This window comes from Streptomyces capoamus, assembly GCF_014654935.1.
Lineage (GTDB): Bacteria > Actinomycetota > Actinomycetes > Streptomycetales > Streptomycetaceae > Streptomyces > Streptomyces capoamus.
In genome coordinates this window covers 570,445-588,414 of the sequence record NZ_BNBF01000001.1, presented here as the reverse complement: position 1 = coordinate 588,414, position 17,970 = coordinate 570,445, and the positions used below count along the sequence as shown (strand labels likewise).

General features: G+C 73.4%; 18 protein-coding genes. 3 read left to right on the top strand and 15 right to left on the bottom strand.

The window, feature by feature from the left end; genetic code table 11:
- The first annotated feature begins 109 nt into the window (after positions 1 to 109).
- A complete protein-coding gene (locus IE312_RS02655) occupies positions 110 to 1,300 on the top strand; it encodes a serine hydrolase domain-containing protein (RefSeq protein ID WP_189977880.1) in 1,191 nt (396 codons plus the stop codon).
- Positions 1,301 to 1,453: 153 nt separating this feature from the next.
- Positions 1,454 to 2,197 (top strand): GntR family transcriptional regulator, encoded by a 744-nt coding sequence (locus IE312_RS02650; protein ID WP_189977878.1) that lies wholly within the window; start codon positions 1,454 to 1,456, stop codon positions 2,195 to 2,197.
- On the opposite strand, the gene IE312_RS02645 is transcribed toward IE312_RS02650, so the two are convergent.
- From IE312_RS02645 to IE312_RS02635, 3 genes are all read right to left on the bottom strand, one after another.
- Positions 2,167 to 2,937: a class I SAM-dependent methyltransferase gene (locus tag IE312_RS02645; protein ID WP_189977876.1), complete on the bottom strand. Its 771-nt coding sequence runs from the start codon at positions 2,935 to 2,937 to the stop codon at positions 2,167 to 2,169. The genes IE312_RS02650 and IE312_RS02645 overlap by 31 nt on opposite strands.
- Before the next feature lie 71 nt (positions 2,938 to 3,008).
- Positions 3,009 to 3,473: a hypothetical protein gene (locus IE312_RS02640; RefSeq protein ID WP_229898915.1), complete on the bottom strand. Its 465-nt coding sequence runs from the start codon at positions 3,471 to 3,473 to the stop codon at positions 3,009 to 3,011.
- A 119-nt stretch (positions 3,474 to 3,592) separates the two neighbouring features.
- On the bottom strand, positions 3,593 to 4,471 hold the full coding sequence (locus IE312_RS02635; protein WP_229898914.1) for a hypothetical protein: 879 nt from the start codon (positions 4,469 to 4,471) through the stop codon (positions 3,593 to 3,595).
- Positions 4,472 to 4,740: 269 nt separating this feature from the next.
- Here IE312_RS02635 and IE312_RS02630 point away from each other — a divergent pair, with 269 nt between their 5' ends.
- Complete coding sequence (locus IE312_RS02630) at positions 4,741 to 5,919, top strand: D-alanyl-D-alanine carboxypeptidase family protein (RefSeq protein WP_189977874.1); 1,179 nt, start codon at positions 4,741 to 4,743, stop codon at positions 5,917 to 5,919.
- A 31-nt stretch (positions 5,920 to 5,950) separates the two neighbouring features.
- Here IE312_RS02630 and IE312_RS02625 read toward each other — a convergent pair whose 3' ends face one another.
- The 12 genes from IE312_RS02625 to IE312_RS02570 form a co-directional block, all read right to left on the bottom strand.
- The gene (locus IE312_RS02625; protein WP_189977872.1) at positions 5,951 to 6,880 is read right to left on the bottom strand and encodes a glutaminase; all 930 of its coding nucleotides are present in this window, start codon (positions 6,878 to 6,880) and stop codon (positions 5,951 to 5,953) included.
- A gap of 991 nt (positions 6,881 to 7,871) precedes the next feature.
- Positions 7,872 to 9,284: an aspartate ammonia-lyase gene (aspA, locus tag IE312_RS02620; RefSeq protein WP_189977870.1), complete on the bottom strand. Its 1,413-nt coding sequence runs from the start codon at positions 9,282 to 9,284 to the stop codon at positions 7,872 to 7,874.
- A gap of 54 nt (positions 9,285 to 9,338) precedes the next feature.
- Complete coding sequence (locus IE312_RS02615; protein ID WP_189977868.1) at positions 9,339 to 10,355, bottom strand: asparaginase; 1,017 nt, start codon at positions 10,353 to 10,355, stop codon at positions 9,339 to 9,341.
- Between the two features lie 40 nt (positions 10,356 to 10,395).
- Positions 10,396 to 11,835, bottom strand: a complete 1,440-nt coding sequence (locus IE312_RS02610; protein ID WP_189977866.1) for an amino acid permease — start codon at positions 11,833 to 11,835, stop codon at positions 10,396 to 10,398.
- Complete coding sequence (locus IE312_RS02605) at positions 11,832 to 12,509, bottom strand: FadR/GntR family transcriptional regulator (protein ID WP_189978234.1); 678 nt, start codon at positions 12,507 to 12,509, stop codon at positions 11,832 to 11,834. Before IE312_RS02605 ends, IE312_RS02610 begins: the two co-directional genes overlap by 4 nt.
- A gap of 172 nt (positions 12,510 to 12,681) precedes the next feature.
- Positions 12,682 to 13,518 (bottom strand): undecaprenyl-diphosphate phosphatase, encoded by an 837-nt coding sequence (locus IE312_RS02600; RefSeq protein WP_189977864.1) that lies wholly within the window; start codon positions 13,516 to 13,518, stop codon positions 12,682 to 12,684.
- Between the two features lie 75 nt (positions 13,519 to 13,593).
- A complete protein-coding gene (gene crcB / locus IE312_RS02595) occupies positions 13,594 to 13,968 on the bottom strand; it encodes a fluoride efflux transporter CrcB (protein ID WP_189977862.1) in 375 nt (124 codons plus the stop codon).
- Between the two features lie 2 nt (positions 13,969 to 13,970).
- Positions 13,971 to 14,345, bottom strand: a complete 375-nt coding sequence (locus IE312_RS02590; protein WP_189977860.1) for a DUF190 domain-containing protein — start codon at positions 14,343 to 14,345, stop codon at positions 13,971 to 13,973.
- On the bottom strand, positions 14,342 to 14,803 hold the full coding sequence (gene crcB / locus IE312_RS02585; protein ID WP_189977858.1) for a fluoride efflux transporter CrcB: 462 nt from the start codon (positions 14,801 to 14,803) through the stop codon (positions 14,342 to 14,344). The genes IE312_RS02590 and crcB (IE312_RS02585) overlap by 4 nt, the downstream gene beginning before the upstream one ends.
- A gap of 69 nt (positions 14,804 to 14,872) precedes the next feature.
- Complete coding sequence (locus IE312_RS02580; protein ID WP_189977856.1) at positions 14,873 to 15,832, bottom strand: SMP-30/gluconolactonase/LRE family protein; 960 nt, start codon at positions 15,830 to 15,832, stop codon at positions 14,873 to 14,875.
- Positions 15,833 to 15,893: 61 nt separating this feature from the next.
- A complete protein-coding gene (locus IE312_RS02575) occupies positions 15,894 to 16,181 on the bottom strand; it encodes a helix-turn-helix domain-containing protein (RefSeq protein WP_189977854.1) in 288 nt (95 codons plus the stop codon).
- A 190-nt stretch (positions 16,182 to 16,371) separates the two neighbouring features.
- A complete protein-coding gene (locus IE312_RS02570; protein WP_189977852.1) occupies positions 16,372 to 17,934 on the bottom strand; it encodes a glycosyl hydrolase 53 family protein in 1,563 nt (520 codons plus the stop codon).
- Positions 17,935 to 17,970: the final 36 nt, after the last annotated feature.

Here is a 17,970-nt window from a genome sequence, read left to right as displayed (position 1 = left end):
GCCCGCACTGTCCGGCACCGGCCTTCCCTCCGGTCCGACCAGTCGGTACGTTCGGAGCGCCCGGGCCGCGGGGCCGCGTCCCGGGTCCGCCGGCGACCACGGAGGCCTCATGCCCGAGCAGGAGACACCGCAGACAGCGCAGACACCGCAGCCGCCCCCGGGCATCCACGGCCACTGCGATCCGCGGTTCGCCGCGGTGCGGGAGGCGTTCGAGGAGAATTTCCGCGCACGGGGCGAACTCGGCGCCGCCGTGGCGGTCACCGTCGCCGGGGAGACGGTGGTGGACCTCTGGGGCGGCTGGGCGGACGCGGCGCGCACCCGGCCCTGGGCGCGGGACACGGTGGTGAACGTGTGGTCGACCACCAAGGGACCCGTGGCCCTGTGCGCGCACCTCCTCGCCGACCGCGGTCTGCTCGACCTCGACGTGCCCGTGGCCGCGTACTGGCCGGAATTCGCCGCCGAGGGCAAGGAGAAGGTCCTCGTGCCGCACCTGCTGTCGCACCGGGCCGGGCTGGCCGGACTCCGGGAGCCGCACAGCCTTCAGGACCTGTACGACTGGGAGCTGACGACCGCGCGGCTCGCGGCCACCGCGCCCTGGTGGGAGCCGGGCACCCGGTCCGGTTACCACGCGCTGACGTACGGCTTCCTGGTCGGGGAGGTCGTGCGGCGGGTCTCGGGACTGCCGCCGGGAGCCTTCCTGGAGCGGGAGGTGACCGGACCGCTCGGGATCGACTTCACGATCGGGCTGCCCGCGCGGGAGTCGGCCCGGGCGGCCGAGCTGGTGCACCCGTCGGCCACGGCGGCCGGTGAACGGACGGCGGCCTGGGACCAGTTGACGCTGGCGGCGCTGGCCAACCCCGTCGTCGGGGCGGCGGAGGCGAACAGCTCCGGCTGGCGGGCGGCGCAGATCCCGGCGGCCAACGGACACGGCACCGCCCGGGCGGTCGCGGCGCTGTACGGCATCTTCGCCGGGCGCGGCACGTACGGCGGCCGGCGGTTCCTGTCCCCGCAGGGCGCGGAGCGGGTGCGCGAGGGGCAGGGCAGCTGCCGGGACCTGGTGATCGGCGCGGGTCTCGACGGGGAGACGGAGGCCGGGCTCGGTGTGTGGCTGAGCGGGCCCCGCGGGTCGTACGGCCCCGACCCGCGGGCTTTCGGCCACGACGGATTCGGCGGTTCCTGTGGGCTCGCCGACCCGGAGGCAGAGGTGTCGCTGGGGTACGTCATGAACCGGATGGGACCGCACATCGTGGACGACCCACGGAAATCCGCGCTGGTCGACGCGCTCTACCGGGCGCTGTGAGCGGGGCGTCGCGGTGGCCGGCGGAGACGGTGCCCGCGGGTGGATTTCGGTCGAACCGGCAGACCACCCTTCCCTCGTGGTTTAGACCAATGCTAATTGTGGTCGCGCAACGAGCCCGCACGACTACGTTTTGTCACGACAGGAGGGCGCGGCATGGCCCGCACCACCCCGCACGATCCCCCGCCCGACGACGACCGGCCCCTGTACGGGCGCATAGCGGCGCAGCTGCTCGACGAACTGCGCGCCGGCACCATCCCGCCGGGTGAACGGCTGCCGGGCGAGCGGCACCTGGCCGCGCACTTCGGGGTCAGCCGGGAGACCGTCCGGCAGGCCCTGGAGGTGCTGCGCCGCGGCGGTCTGGTCGCCACCGACCGGCGGGGCAGCCACGCGACGCTGCCCGGCCGGCCGGTCGAGGCGCCGGAGTCGCTCGCCTTCCCGGTGGGTGCCGGGTCGGCGGATCCCTGTGCGGTCGACCGGGCCACGGTGACCTGGGAGGCACCGCCGCCGGAGCACGCGCGGGCGCTGGACCTGGCCCCGCACCGGCCGACCCTGGTCCACTGGTACCGGTCGGTGGCACCGGACGGCCGCTCGCTGCGCACGGCGGTGACGTCGTTCTCGGCGGTGGTGCTGGCCGAGGTGGCGGAGCTGGCCCGCTACCGGGACCGGGCCGACGGGGCGACGCCGGCGCAGTTGCGGCGGGCCTACGACTGGATGCGCAAGGCCGGGCTGACCCTGCACCACCGCGATGCGATCACCCAGGTGGGCGACGCCTCCTCGGTGCGGGTGACCCGGCGCGTGCACGACCAGTACGCGCGCCCGCTGGAGATCACCGATCTGGTGGTGAACGCCGAACAGGACGCGCTGGTCTACGAGTTCACGCTGCCGGCAGCGGGCTGACCCGTGCGGGCGGCCCCGGGGCGGCGGGCCACCACCAGCCGGGCGCGCGGGCTGCCGTCGGCGCGCCGGCCGAATCCCGGCAGGACGCCCGACTCGACGGTCAGCCCGGCGCGTTCCAGCTCCCGCAGCACGGTGCCGAGCCGGAAGGCCCGGTAGTACATGACGAACGGCGGTCGCCACAGCGCGTTGCGCACCCGCATCGCCGTGTCGAAACCGAGCAGCATCCAGAAGCCGGGCCGTGCCGGGCGGGGCGGCGCGAACACCGGGAAGGCGAACCGGCCGCCCGGCCGCAGCACCGACCCGACCTGGGCGAACAGCCCGGGCAGTTCGCGCGGCAGGAAGTGGCCGAACGCCCCGAAGGAGACGACGAGGTCGAAGGCGGCCGTGAAGGGCAGGGCCCTGGCGTCGCCGCGCACCCAGGCGATGCCGGGCCCCTCCGCGGGCGGCACCCGCCGCCGGGCCATGTCGAGCATGCCGGCGCTGAAGTCGATCCCGGTGACGCTGCGCCGGCACAGTCCGGTCAGTACGCGCGTCCCGGCGCCGGTGCCGCAGCACAGGTCGAGCCCGTCCGTGAACGGACCGAGCGGCGCCAGGCCCGCCGCCACCGCGTCCAGCACGGCGTCGGGGGTCCGGAAAGGCGTGCGGTCGAATTTCGGCGCGAGCAGGTCGTAGCCGTGCTCGACCGACGACAGGGCCTGCACGGCGAGTTCGCGCAGCGTGGGACCTTCGGGACCGAACATGGCACCAGACTATGCCGGTCGCCTCCGCCCGTCCGGCGGGATCGGCGAGCCCCCGCCGTCCCGCGGGGTCCTCAGCCGTAGGTGTCGTGGCAGAGCCGGACGATCCGGGGTTCGGCCACACCGTCCGCCTGGCGGCACAGGTCACGCATCGCGGGCGGCCGGGTGGCCGGGCGGGGGCGCGGGGCCGGGTGTCGTCCGGGCGGCCGGCGCCGGCGGGGGTGCCGCTCCGGCGGGGCGGCGGGGGCCACGGCCCGGGGGCGCGGCCCGGCCGCCGGTGCGCGCACGCTCCCCGGGCGCCGCCCCGGCGCACCGGCCGAGCGGTGCTCGGCCGGGTGCGAGGGTCCGGTGCGTACGAGCGCGGCCTTGTCGGACGGCGCCCGGACCGGGTCCTGGAGCACGGAGGGGCGCACCGCCGTGCCGGGCGCGAGGGAGGGCCGGGTGCGGGCGGCGTCGGGCGGGGGGACGGGGCTGACGGTGGTGCAGCCGGCGAGGCCCATCAGCGCCGCCGCGAGCAGCGGGAGGAGTCGGCGAGACACCCGCCCACTGTGCCGCACCGGCCCGGGGCCCGGCCCGTGACGCGGGCCATCACCACCCCGACGGGCGACGGGCGGGTACGAGGGGTTACGGCGGCGGGCCCCGGGCGGGGCCGGGGACGTCAGTCCCGCCGGAGCTGCCGCAGCGTGGCCTTGCTGTCGGTCTTCAGCCAGTCGGTGACGTCGGTGAGCGCGGGCGGGTCCTTGTCCTGGTCGTACGAGGACAAGTAGGCGCTGTAGGTCATCAGGTACGTCACCCAGCCGTCGCGGACGGCGAGCGTGGCGTAGCGGGAGCCGCTGGAGGAACCGCTGGTGGTGTCCTGGCTGATCAGGTAGGCCTCGTCCCCGATGCCCTCGACCGTGTCGACGTCGTAACCGGTGTGGCTCTTGCCGTAGTTCTTCCAGGTGGCGGTGAACTCGGGCCCGGGGTCCGTCTTCTTGTGCAGGTCCAGCTGGATGGTCAGATAGGCGTCCGCGTACGACGAGCCGGGCTTCTTGAGGTTGAGGCTGCAGTAACTCTCCTCCAGCGCCTTGTCGTCGAGGGAGGTGCGCGTCGGCGAGGAGTCGCTCTGGGTGTACTCGTCCTTGAAGGAACCGTAGTCGGCGCTGGAGCACATGTTGGAGGGCGCCGTGTAACCGCGCAGGTCCGCGCTGTCGCCCTGTCCTCCCAGCAGGAGGACACCGGCGGCCCAGGCCGCGGAGGCCACGACCGCGCCGACGGCGGCCCACAGCACCGCCCGGCCGGCCCCTCCCCCGCCGCCGGCCGGCGGGGCGGGCGGCACGAACCCGTACTGCGGTGCCGCGTACGGGTTGTGCGGCTGCGCCGGCGCCGGCCGGCCGACCAGGGTCGGCTGCGCGTAGAAGGCGCCCGCCGGGGGCGACTGCGGGTTCGGGTACGGGTAGGCCGTGGGCTGCGGCGGGACGGCCGGCTGCGGGGCGGACGGCTGGGGCGGCCCCGCGGGCTGGTCGGACGGCTGCGGAGGCTGCGGTGGCGTGGACATGCCGCGAAGATAGTGCATGGTTGGCGGTCAAGTCCCCCGACGTCCGGGATCGTTATGGTCTGTGGACATCTGTTACGGCCGTGGGACGGCACGGCCGGCGGGCGGCCCGGGATCCGGGCGGACCGGGCGCGGCCGTGCACCCTCTCCGGGACCGCGCCGGCCGGATGCCGCGCGGGCACCGGGCGGCCGGGTGCGGCATCCGGGTTGCCCGGCAACCCGAACGGCCCGGGCGGCCTGGTGCACGCGGAGGAAGTTCGTACGTTGATCGTATGGTCACCGGATTCTCTCCTCGCGCGGCTGTATCGGCCTGCTCCCTCTGTGTGGCGGGTCTGCTGGCACTCACGCCGGCCGCTGCCGCCGCCGGACACCGGGCCGGCGAGCCCGCTCCGCCGCGCCCCCGGACCTCCGCGCCCGGCCCCTCCCTGCTCTACGGCTCCGGTGTCCAGGCCCGCCCGCACCCGGGCACGCCCGCGCCGCCGGAGGTCTCCGCGCTCTCCTGGCTGGTCGCCGACGCGGGCAGCGGGGAAGTGCTGGCGGCGAACGACGCGCACCGCGAGCTGCCGCCCGCGAGCACCCTGAAGACCCTCTTCGCGCTGACCGTCCTGCCGGGACTGCCCGGCGGGCAGCAGCACACCGTGCGGTACGAGGAACTGGCGGACGTCGGCGAGGGCAGCAGCCTGGTCGGCGTCGAGGAGGGACACACCTACCAGGTGGCGGACCTGTGGCGCGGGGTCTTCCTCAGCTCCGGGAACGACGCCGTGCACGTCCTGGCCGCGCTGAGCGGCGGCGTGGAGGCCACCGTCCGCCGGATGCAGGACAAGGCCCGCTCGCTCGGCGCCCTGGACACCCATGTGGTCTCCCCGGACGGCTACGACGCCCCCGGTCAGGTGTCCTCCGCCTACGACCTCGCGGTGTTCGGCCGGGCGGGTCTGCGCAACCCCGACTTCGCCCGGTACTGCGCCACCGTCGAGGCGCCCTTCCCCGGCGACGGGTCGCCGTACCCCATCGAGAACACCAACCGGCTGCTGACCGGTGAGGACGGTGTGGCGCCGTACCCCGGGCTGGTCGGCATCAAGAACGGATACACCAGCAACGCCGGCAACACCCTCGTGGCCGCGGCCCGGCGGGGCGGGCGCACCCTGGTGGTGACCGTGCTGAATCCTCAGGACGGCGGCGGGCTGACCGTCTACGAGGAGGCCCGCGCCCTGCTCGACTGGGGCTTCGCGGCGGCCGGTCAGGTGGATCCGGTCGGCTCCCTGGACGGGCTGCTCCCGCCGGCCCGGACGCGGACGCCGGCGTCCGCGTCGCCGGTGGCGGCGGCCGTGGCCCCGCACGACGACGGCTCGGACTGGTCCGGCACGGCCGTCGTCGCCGGCCTCGCCGGTCTCGGCGCGGGAGCCGTGGCACTCACCCTGCGCGGCAAGGCCGGCCGGTCGGCCCGCGACTGACGCCGGGCCCGGTAGGGCTCGGTGACGTCCCTCAGAACACCGACAGCCCGGTCAGGGTCGTGAAACGGTCCAGGGCCGCCACACCCGCCACCGAGTTCCCGCGTTCGTCCAGGCCCGGGCTCCACACGCACAGCGTGCACCGGCCCGGGACGACGGCGATGATCCCGCCGCCGACCCCGCTCTTGCCGGGCAGACCGACGCGGTAGGCGAAGTCGCCGGCCGCGTCGTAGGTGCCGCAGGTCAGCATGACCGCGTTGACCTGCTTGGCCTGGCTGCGGCTGAGCAGCCGGCTGCCGTCGGCGCGGATGCCGTGCCGGGCGAGGAAGCCGGTGGCGAGGGCCAGGTCGGCACAGGAGGCGGCGATGGAGCACTGCCGGAAGTACTGGTCGAGGAGGACCGGCACCTCGTTGTCGATGTTGCCGTAGGACGCCATGAAGTGGGCGAGGGCGGCGTTGCGGTCGCCGTGCGCGGACTCGGAGGCGGCGACCTCCTGGTCGAAGTCCAGGGCGGGGTTGCCGCTCTCGGCGCGCAGGAAGGACAGCAGCTCGCCGGCCGCGTCCCCGCTGCGGGTCTGCAGACGGTCGGTGACGACCAGGGCTCCCGCGTTGATGAAAGGATTCCGCGGAATGCCGTCCTCGTACTCCAGCTGGACCAGCGAGTTGAAGGGGTTGCCGGAGGGCTCCCGGCCCACGTGCTCCCAGAGTTCGTCGCCCTCGCGGGCCAGGTCCAGGGCGAGCGTGAAGACCTTGGTGATGGACTGCGTGGAGAACGGCTGCCGCCAGTCGCCCACGCCGTACACCGTGCCGTCCAGCTCGGCGACGGCCATGCCGAAACGGCGGGGGTCGCAGGCGGCGAGCGCCGGGATGTAGTCGGCGGACCGGCCGCGCCCGGGAGTGCGTTCGATCTCCGCGAGGATGCTGTCGAGGACCGGCTGGAACTGCGAGGACATGATCGTCATCATGCCGCACCGCGGACGCCGGGGCGCCACGGGGGCGGCGGGCGGGTACCCCGTCGGACCGCACCGGTCCGCCCTTCGGAAGCAGGGCCCGCGGGGGCCGGGACACCACGAGCCGGCTCGCCCGGCGACCGGAGAAGGCCGCCACGCCGGGTGCCGGGTGCCCACCGGCACGCCCCGGCGGCCGACGGGCACGTGACCCGAGGCCCGCCCGACCGGCCACCGGCGGCACGCGGCAGCCCAGGTCCCCGCTCGACGCCCCGACCAGTCGCCACGCGCGAGCCCGGTACCCTCCCACGCACCCGCCCGGCAGGCCCGCACATGCCCGATGCCCCCTCCGACGGACCGTCACCGTCACCGTCAGCACACGGGTGGCCGGGCCTCCCCGACAGACCCGAGCGGCCGGCACGCAGCAGCCCGGCGCCCACCCGACGCCCCGAAGAGTCGCCACGCGGGTGCCCGGTACTCTCCCCACGCACCCGACCGGTCGGCTCACACATGCCCGGTACCCCCCGACGGACCGTCACCGTCAGCACACGGATGACCGGGGCCTCCCCGCAGACCCGAGCGGCCGGCACGCAGCAGCCCGGCGCCCACCCGACGCCCCGAACAGTCGCCACGCGCGTGCCCGGTACCCTCCCACGCACCCGAACGGTCGGCTCACACATGCCCGGTGCCCCCGAGGCACCTACCAGTCGCCACGCGCGTGCCCAGCCCCCCGACACACCCGATCGGCCGGCCCGCACTTGCCCGATGCCCCCCGACGGACCATCACCGTCAGCACACGGGTGGCCGGGGCCTCCCCGCAGACCCGAGCGGCCGGTACGCGGCAGTCCGGGTGTCCGTCCGACGCACTCGCACGGCCTGGCCTTCGCCGGCCCCGCGTACCCCGCGCTGCCGGCATGCGGGTTCGCCCGGTGCCTTTCCACCGCGCCCGCGCGGCCGGCACGCGACTGCGCGGTGGCCGTCCCCGCGGGACGCGCGGGTGTGGGGGGTGTCAGATCGACTGCGGGGTGCCGTTGCCGGCGAGCACCTCCGGGCGGAGCAGCGCCGTCAGGCGTTCGGCGGGCAGCAGGCCCTTCTCCAGTACCAGCTCGGCGACACCGCGGCCGGTGCGCAGGGCCTCCTTGGCGATGTCGGTCGCCGCCGTGTAGCCGATGTGCGGGTTGAGCGCGGTGACCAGACCGATGGAGTCCTCGACGGTGGCGCGCAGCCGCTCGGTGTTGGCGGTGATGCCGGACACGCAGCGCTCGGCGAGCGTGAGGCAGGCGCTCTGCAGGTGCGTGACGGACTCCGACAGGGAGTGCAGGATGATCGGCTCGAAGGCGTTGAGCTGGAGCTGTCCGGCCTCGGCGGCCATGGTGATGGCGACGTCGTTGCCGATCACCTCGAAGGCGACCTGGTTGACCACCTCGGGGATGACCGGGTTGACCTTGCCCGGCATGATCGACGAACCGGCCTGCACCGGCGGCAGGTTGATCTCGCCGAGGCCCGCGCGCGGGCCGGAGGACAGCAGTCGCAGGTCGTTGCAGCTCTTGGAGAGCTTGACCGCGATCCGCTTGAGGACGCCGGACATCTGGACGAAGGCGCCGCAGTCCTGGGTGGCCTCGACCAGGTTGGCAGCCGTGACCAGGGGCAGCCCGGTGATGGCCGACAGGTGGCGGCGGGCCGCCTCGGCGTAGCCGGCGGGCGCGTTGAGGCCGGTGCCGATCGCCGTGGCACCGAGGTTGATCTCGTGGATCAGCTCGACGGCCTCGGCGAGACGGCTGCGGTCCTCCTCGATCATGACGGCGAACGCGGAGAACTCCTGGCCGAGGGTCATCGGCACGGCGTCCTGCAACTGTGTACGGCCCATCTTGAGCACGTCACGGAATTCGAGTGCCTTGCGGGCGAACGCGTCCTGCAGCACGGACATCGCCTTGAGCAGTCCGCGTACCGCGAAGACCGTCGCTATCTTGACGGCGGTCGGGTAGACGTCGTTGGTCGACTGGCCGAGGTTGACGTCCTCGTTGGGGTGCAGGTGCGTGTACTGGCCCTTGGCGTGGCCGAGCAGTTCCAGCGCGCGGTTGGCCACGACCTCGTTGGCGTTCATGTTGGTGGAGGTGCCGGCGCCGCCCTGGATGACGTCCACGACGAACTGGTCGTGCAGCGCGCCGGCGCGGATCTCCCGGCAGGCCGCGACGATCGCCGCGGCCTTCTCGGGCGTCAGCAGGCCGAGTTCCTCGTTGGCGAGCGCGGCGGCCTCCTTGACGGCGGCCAGGGCGTCGATCAGGTGCGGGTACGCGGAGATCGGGGTGCCGGTGATGGGGAAGTTCTCCGTCGCGCGCAGGGTGTGGACACCCCAGTACGCGTCGGCGGGGACGTCCCGGTCGCCGAGCAGGTCGTGTTCGCTGCGGGTGGCGGCGGTCATGGAGTGCGGGTCCTCTTTCTGAGGTGCGGAAGTGGGCGTCGGGGGCGGCGGGAGCTACGCGCAGGCGGTGGACGGAAGGGGTTCCAGCGCGCGTACCGGCCGCACGCAGCCCACCGGGTGCCCGCCGCCCAGCAGCGGCTCCCCCGCGAACTGGGTGAGGAGAGCCGGATCCACGCCCGCGCGGGCGAGCGCGGCCGCCGCCACCGGTATCCGTGCTCGGTTCGCCCCGTCGGCGATCTTCACGGCGACGGCCGTGCCGTCCGGCAGCGCGGCGACCTGCACGCCCTCGAAGCCGTCCTTGGCGAGCAGCCCCGGCACGGCCCGCATGAGCGCGGCCACGTCCCGGCCGGAGCCGGAGGCCATCTCGGCGTGCTCGCGCATGGCGTCGGCGACCCGGGCCTCGGGGGTGCCGGGCTCGGCCGAGGTGATCCTGGCCAGGGCGCGGGCCAGGCCGTGCAGGGAGACGGAGAACAGCGGGGCGCCGCAGCCGTCCACGGTGACCCGGGCGACGCGCTGGCCGGTCAGTTCCTCGACGGTCCCGGCGACGGCCCGCTGGAGCGGGTGCGCCGGGTCCAGGTAGTCCTCCAGGGACCAGCCGTTGGTCTTGGCCGTCCAGAGCATGGCGGCGTGCTTGCCGGAGCAGTTCTGGGCGAGGCGGGAGGGCAGCCGGCCCTCGCGGACCCAGGTGTCCCGCACGACCGGGTCGAACGGCATGTCGGGCACGTTGCGCAGGTCGTCCTCGCCGAGCCCGGCGAGTTCCAGGATGCGCCGGGTGCCGGCGAGGTGGCGCTCCTCGCCGGAGTGGCTCGCGGCGGCCAGCGACAGCAGCGCGCCGTCGAGCGGGAGCCCGGCTCGCAGCATGGCCACGGCCTGGAGGGGCTTGAGGGCGGAGCGCGGGTAGAAGGCCGCCTCGATGTCACCGAGCTGGAAGCGGACCCGGCCGTCCGCGCCGAGGACGACGACGGAGCCGTAGTGGATACCCTCGACGACCCCGCCGCGGATGAGGTGGGCGACGGGGGCGTGGAGGGGTTCGCGGACGACGGGGGCGTCGGCGGGGGAACTGCTGTGCATCACTGCCTGATCAGGGGGTCGGGGCCGGCCGGTACGCGGGTCACGCGTCGGCGCCGGTGGAGGTGCGGGACAGGCGGGCGCGGAGGGCGTACCAGCCCGCGACCAGTGCGGCGACGATCAGCGGCAGGCACAGCACGGTGGTGCGTCCGGCGCCGCCGTCGGCGTACATGAGGACCAGGACGGAGGCGAGGAACGCCAGCGTCACGAGTTCGGTCCAGGGGGAGCCCGGCAGCCGGTACGACGGCCGGGTCAGCTCGCCGGTGCGGGTCTTCCGCCAGAAGAGCAGGTGACAGAGCATGATCATGCCCCAGGTCGCGAGGATGCCGATCGCCGCGAAGTTGAGGACGATCTCGAAGGCGTCGGCGGGGACGACGTAGTTGAGGCCCACGCCGAGGACGCAGATGCCGCTGGTGAGCAGGATCCCGCCGTAGGGGACCTGGCTGCGGCTCATCCGGCCGGTGAACTTCGGGGCGGAGCCGCTCATCGCCATGGAGCGCAGGATGCGGCCGGTGGAGTACAGGCCGGAGTTCAGCGACGACATGGCCGCGGTCAGCACGACCAGGTTCATCACACCGCCGGCCGCCGGGACGCCGATGTGGGACAGGACCGTGACGAAGGGGCTCTGGCCCGCGGAGTAGGCACTCCAGGGGAGCAGCATCGAGAGCAGGACGACCGAGCCGACGTAGAACAGGCCCACGCGCCACATGATCGAGTTGATCGCCTTCGGCATGATCTTCTCGGGGTTCTCGGTCTCGCCCGCGGCCACGCCGACCAGTTCGACCGAGGCGTAGGCGAAGACGACGCCCTGGATGATCAGCAGCATGGGCAGCAGGCCGTTGGGGAAGACTCCGCCGTTGTCGGTGATCAGGGCGGGGCCGGGGTGGTGGCCGTCGACCGGGTGCTGGGTGACCAGCAGGAAGATGCCGATGCACATGAAGACCACGAGCGCGCCGACCTTGACGATCGCGAACCAGAACTCCAGCTCACCGAATATCTTGACCGAGATCAGGTTGACGGTCAGGACGACGGCGAGGGCGATCAACGCGATCAGCCATTGGGGGACGTCGGAGAACATGCCCCAGTAGTGGGTGTACGTGGCGACGGCCGTGATGTCGGCGATGCCGGTGGTCGCCCAGTTCAGGAAGTACATCCAGCCCGCGGTGTAGGCGCCCTTCTCGCCCAGGAACTCCCGGGCGTACGACACGAAGGCGCCGGAGGACGGCCGGTACAGGACGAGTTCGCCGAGGGCGCGCACGACCAGGAAGGCGAAGACGCCGCAGACGGCGTAGGCGATGAACAGGGACGGCCCGGCGTCGGCGAGCCGGCCGCCCGCGCCGAGGAAGAGGCCGGTGCCGATGGCGCCGCCGATGGCGATCATGTTGACGTGCCGGTGCTTCAGGCCCTTGCTGTAGCCGGCGTCTCCGGCGTCGACATGGCCGGACGAGGGGCGCGTCTCGTCTTTGAGGTGCTGCTCGCTCACGCCTCGGGTCCGCCTTCCGTAGGGGTGTCCGTCCGCTGGGGACGGACGATGTCGGTGAGGGTGGTCTCGACGCGGTCCAGGTGGTGGCTCATGGCCGCCACCGCGTCGTGTTCGCAACCGTCGGCCAGCGCCTCGACGATCGCCCGGTGCTCGCGGTTGGACTGCTCGCGGCGTCCGCCCAGTTCGTTGAGGAAGGCCGACTGACGCGCCAGTGCGTCGCGGATCTCCTCGATGACCCGGCGGAAGACCGGGTTCTGGGCGGATTCGGCCACGGCGAGGTGGAAGAGGGTGTCCATCGCGACCCAGGCGGAGGTGTCCGTCTCGCGTTCCATGCGGTCGAGCAGGTGGGCGAGGTGGTCGAGGTTCTCCGGGGTGCGGCGCAGGGCCGCGTACCCGGCGACCGGGATCTCGATGTGCCGGCGCACCTCCAGCAGGTCGCTGGCCGCGTAGTCGCCGAAGGTGGGGTCCTCGACGGTGTTGGCGACGACGAAGGTGCCCTTGCCGGTCCGGGAGACCGTGAGGCCCATCGTCTGCAGCGCGCGCAGCGCCTCGCGGAGCACGGGCCGGGACACCTCGAGGGTGCGGCACAGCTCCGCCTCGGAGGGGAGCTTGTCGCCGATGGCGTACCGGCCGCGCTCGATGGCGCCGCGGAGGTGGTCGAGCACCGCTTCCATCGCGCTGACGCGCCGCGGGACCCCACCAGCTGTCTGGCTGCCTGACAGGTTCACGGGAGCGATCCTGCGGTGTGCGGGCGAGGGGTGTCAAGACATCGGGTAAGGAAACATTCACGGGGTGCGGCGCCTGAATGCAGGCATCCGCACCCCGTGGGTGATCAGCGGCGCTCGCTCAGCTGCTGAGCGTGCCGGTGGCGAGCAGGCCCAGCAGGCCGGCGCCGATGATGATCCGGTAGATCACGAAGGCGTTGAAGGAGTGCTTGGCGACGAACTTGAGCAGCCAGGCGATGGAGGCGTAGGCGACCACGAACGACACGATCGTGCCGACGGCCAGCGGGGCGGCGCCGACACCCGCGCCGAGGGCGTCCTTCAGCTCGTACAGCCCCGCTCCGGTCAGGGCCGGGATGCCCAGGAAGAACGAGAGCCGGGTGGCGGCGACCCGGTCCAGGTCCAGGATGAGCGCGGTGGACATGGTGGCGCCGGAACGGGAGAAGCCGGGGAAGAGCAGGGCGAGGATCTGGGAGCAGCCGACCCACATCGCGTCCTTGAAGGACGTGTCGTCCTCGCCGCGCTTGTGCCGGCCCATCTGGTCGGCGACCCACATCACGGCCGAGCCGACGATCAACGAGCCGGCGACCACCCACAGCGAGGCCAGCGGGCCGTCGATCAGCGGCTTCGCGGCCAGGCCCACCACCACGATCGGGATGGTGGCGGCGATGACCCACCAGGCGAACTTGTAGTCGTGGTGGTAGCGCTCCTCACGGTTGGCCAGACCGCGGAACCACGCGGAGACGATCCGCTTGATGTCCTTGAAGAAGTACACGAGCACGGCGGCGATGGCGCCGACCTGGATGACGGCGGAGAAGCCGACGACGGACTTGTCGTCGACGGGGATGTCCATGAGCCCCTCGGCGATCTTGAGGTGGCCGGTGGAGGACACGGGGAGGAACTCGGTCACCCCCTCGACTACTCCGAGGACGACGGCCTGACCGACGGAGATGGCGCTCATGGGATCCAGTTCTGAGGAGAGTTGGTCGACATTGCTGTAGACAGTAATTGCTGTGCCCGGCCGGGTGGCAAGCGCTCAGGCCCACAGGGCGCCGGCGAGTGAGACCCCGGTGAAGGCCGCCGCCAGCCCCGCCGCCACGCTCGCCACGACGTTCAGGGCAGCGTAGAGGCCGGAGCCGGCCTCGGACAGCCGCAGGGTCTCGTAGGAGAACGTCGAGTACGTGGTCAGCGCACCGCAGAGCCCGGTGCCCAGCAGGAGCCGCAGCTGGGGCCCCGCGGCTCCGGCGGAGGCGGCGCCGGTGAGCAGCCCCAGGACCAGGCAGCCGACCACGTTCACCACGAAGGTGCCCCAGGGGAAGAGCGTGTCATGACGGGCCTGTACGGCGCGGTCGGTGAGATAGCGCAGGGGTGCGCCGACGACGGCTCCCGCGACGACCAGCAGCCAGTTCACACCTACTTCTTACCCTCCGGGTCCGTTTCGTCCGGATCGGCGGTCCGTCCCGCGTACCGGACGACCTCGCACTCCTCCACGGTGACCAGGCCGTCGCCGACCAGCTCCCCCAGCTGCGGCAGGAACGCCCGCACCCGCTCCGCGGCGTCCACCACGACCACCGCGACCGGCAGGTCCTCGCTCAGGGACAGCAGGCGGGAGGTGTGGATGCGGGAAGTGGCGCCGAAGCCCTCCACGCCCCGGAAGACGCTGGCCCCGGCGAGCCCGGCGGCGTGCGCCCGGCGCACGATCTCCGAGTAGAGCGGCCGGTGGTGCCAGGTGTCGTTCTCGCCGAGGTACACGGTGAGCCGGAGGGCGCCGTCGGTACGGAACGTCATGCCCGCCTCCCGGTCAGCAGCCGGCGGGCGGCGGCCGAGGCCAGCCACACCGCCGCGAGGGCCGCGCACAGGGTCGCGGCGAGATAGGCCAGGCCCACACCGGGGCGGCCGGCGTCCACCAGGCCGCGGATGTCGACCGCGTAGGTGGAGAAGGTGGTGAAGCCGCCGAGGACACCGGTGCCGAGGAAGGGGCGCAGCAGGCGGTGCGCGGCCCACACCTCGGTGACGAGCACCATGAGCACGCCCATGGCGGCGCAGCCGGAGACGTTGGTCCAGAAGGTCGCCCAGGGGAAACCGCCCGCGGGGGTCGGCCAGGCGAGCGTGAGGGCGTAGCGGGCCGTGGCGCCGAGCGCGCCGCCGGCCGCGACAGCGGCGACGACGGGAGCCTGGGCACGCCACTCGGTCCGCCGCGCGGACGCGGGGCGGACACCGCGGGTCTCGGTCTCCGGGGCTGTCATCCTGGTCACGTCTCCTGTTCGGCCCCGGCCCCGGCGGGCGATCAAGGCCGGGACCAGGGTACCGCCGCCTCAGCGGTCGGCAGGGCGGGCGCACACCGCCACCCCGGACTCCCAGAGGCTGCCCAGCACCAGGTGGTCACCCGTCGCGCACACGCTGGTGACCATGCGGAAGCCGGAGCCCCGGCGGGTGAGGTGGTGGACGGTCCGGCCCCGGTCGTCGACGGCGACCACGCCGATGGTCCGGCTCGGCCGGTACGGCGCGCGCACGGCGGTCCGGGCGGCGGCGCGGCGGACGGGCGGCGGGGCGCGGTGCACCAGGCCGAGCGGGGGGACGCGGGGGCTGGCCAGGGCGACCCAGACCGGGCCGCCGGTGCCCTCGCGCCAGAGGTTGTCCGGCATGCCGGGCAGGTCGGCGAACGGTTCGGCGCGGCCCGCGCGGGGCCCGGTGAGCGGGAAGCGGGTGAGGCGGCAGGAGCCGGTCTCGGCGATCACCAGGAAGGAACCGTCGGCACTCGCGGCCAGGCCGTTGGCGAACTGCAGCCCGTCCAGCACGACCTCCGGTTCCCGGCCCTCGGGCGCGAGCCGCAGCAGGCGCCCGGTGCCGGTGTGTTCGACGATGTCGCCGATCCACCGGTCGAGGGGGTGGCGGCGGCTGGAGACGGTGAAGTACACGGTGCCGTCGGGCAGGGCGACGGCATTGCTGCAGAAGCGGAGCCGCTGCCCCGCCACCGAGTCGGCGAGGACGCGCACGGTGCCGTGCTCGGTGTCCACGCGCAGCAGGCCGCGTTCCGCGTCGCACACCAGCAGGCCGCCGTCCGGCAGGAGTTCCAGCCCGAGGGGCCGGCCGCCGGTGTCGGCCAGCGGTTCCGCGCGGACGGCGAGCGGGTCGCCGAGGTGGTGGAGGCGCAGGATGCGCCCGTCCGCCACTCCGGTCAGCACGCGCCCGTGCGGGTCGGCGACGACGTCCTCGGGGCCGCGGGCGCCCAGCGCGACGTGGTGCAGCGGCACGAGGGCCGTCGGTCGGTCCATGAGCGTCCCTTCTCGTCGGGGCGCTCCGCCCCTGCCGGCGGTCCCCCGCGGCCGCGGTGGGTCACCAGCCCTTCTCGAACATCCGGGCCACCTCGGCGATGCGGATCTCGTCGCGGCGGTAGTAGGTGCGGCAGCGGCTGCGGTGGGTGCGCAGGAGGCCGAGGCGGGTGAGGAGGCCGAGGTGGGCGAGGGCGGTACGGCGGGGTACGCCCAGCTTGAGGGCGACGGCCCGCGCGGTGACACCGGTCTCGGCGGGGTCGCCGCGGCGCGCGGCCGGGAAGTGGGCCGGCGGATCCTTGAGCCACTCCAGGATGGTCTGCCGCATCCGGTCCGAGGGAGTCCCCGTCATCCGTCCGCCCTCCCGTCCCGGCCCCCTGGTACGCAGTCTTCCCACTGTCGCGCGGGCGACGCCGCCACGTCCGGGACTCGGCGGCCGTTGTCCGGTACCGGACGGCGCCGGGCCCGCGGAGGCGATCCGCGGGCCCGGGAACACGGCGAGGGCCCGGCCGCGCGGTGCGGCCGGGCCCCGTCGGCGCGGTTCAGCGGTGGCTGAACCACGTCATCGAGGAGAGCGCCCTGTCGTCGTAGCCGAACAGGGCCTGGTTCTCCCAGCCGTTGCCGGAGGCGGCGTCCGCCGGGTCCCAGCCGTTGCCGTCGACGGCGGTCCAGGTCGCCTCCCAGGAGAAGACGCCGAGTCCGCGGCCGTTCGGGACGGCCTCCACGATGCTCGCCACGTCGTTCATCCACTTGGTCTGGCCGGCCACCGTCGCGGGGTAGCCGGGGACCAGCTCGCCGGTGGTGTCGATCTGGTTGGTGAGCGAGTCGTCGCTGTCCAGCCGGAAGGGGTAGGCCGTCTCGGCGACGAACACCGGCTTGCCGTACCGGGCGGCCGCGTCGTCCAAGGTGGCCTGGAAATCGGAGAGCGGGCCGTGCCAGTAGCCGTAGTAGGACAGCCCGATCGCGTCGAACCGCACGCCGCTCGCGACCGCGTTGTCGAACCACCACTCGGTGCCGGCCTTGTCCCCGCCCTTGGCCAGGTGCAGCGCGACGACGGTGGACGGGTCGACCGCCTTGACGGCGTCGTAGCCGGAGTCGAGCAGCCCGGCGAGCCGGCTCCAGTTGCTCGTGGACCCCTCGGACCACAGCATGCCGCCATTGATCTCATTGCCCACCTGGACCATGTCGGCGGTGGTGCCTTGGGCCTTCAATGCGTGCAACACGTCGTAGGTGTGGTGGTACACGTCCGTCTTGAGCTGACTGTACGGATGTCCCACCCATGCGGCCGGCTTGTTCTGCCGGCCCGGGTCCGCCCAGCTGTCCGAGTAGTGGAAGTCGACCAGGAGCTTCATGCCCTGCGCCTTGACGCGCTTGGCCACCGCGAGGACGTGCGCCTTGTCGTTGAAGCCGTCGGCCGGGTCCACCCACACCTTCAGGCGCGCGTAGTTCATGCCGTACGACTTGAGGATGGAGAGGGCGTCCCCGGTGGCTCCGGCACTCGACCGGTACACACCGCCCTTGGCCTCGCTCTTGGCGAGGGAGGAGACGTCGGCGCCGTGGATGGACGTACCGGTGGTGCCGGACGTGAAGGTCAGGTCGTCGACGTTGATCCAGTTGCCGGGGTTCGCGTCACTGTTGACGCTGATGGTGCAGTGGTTGTCGGTCACCTTGACCGGCGTGACGATCCGTATCCAGCCACTGGACGAGATCGGCAGATCGGTGCGCTGTTCGGTACCGCCGCAGTTCTTGAGCGCGAGGTACGCGGCCTTCTGCCCGCCGCTGGACCGGACCCACGCCGTCAGCTCGTAGCTGCCGTTGGCGAGCCCGGACAGGTACTGGTACGTCTCCACCTTGTAGGCGGAGGACGCGTAGTGGGAGAGGCGGTAGCTCCCGCTGTGGCCGCCGGACTCGGTGTAGGAGGCGCCGGTGTCGCCGTACTCGGACCAGCCGGCGGGGGTGGCCGTGCCCGCGCCGCCGGACTCGAAGCCGCCGTTGGTGAGGGTGCTCGCGGCGTGCGCGGCCTGGACGGGCAGCGCGGTGAGGGCGAGCCCGGCCGCGAGCGGCAGCAGCAGGGCCCTGATGGTGCGTCCGGGATGGAACTTCATCGTCCGTCGTCCCTTCGACGTAACTGGGGAGGGTGT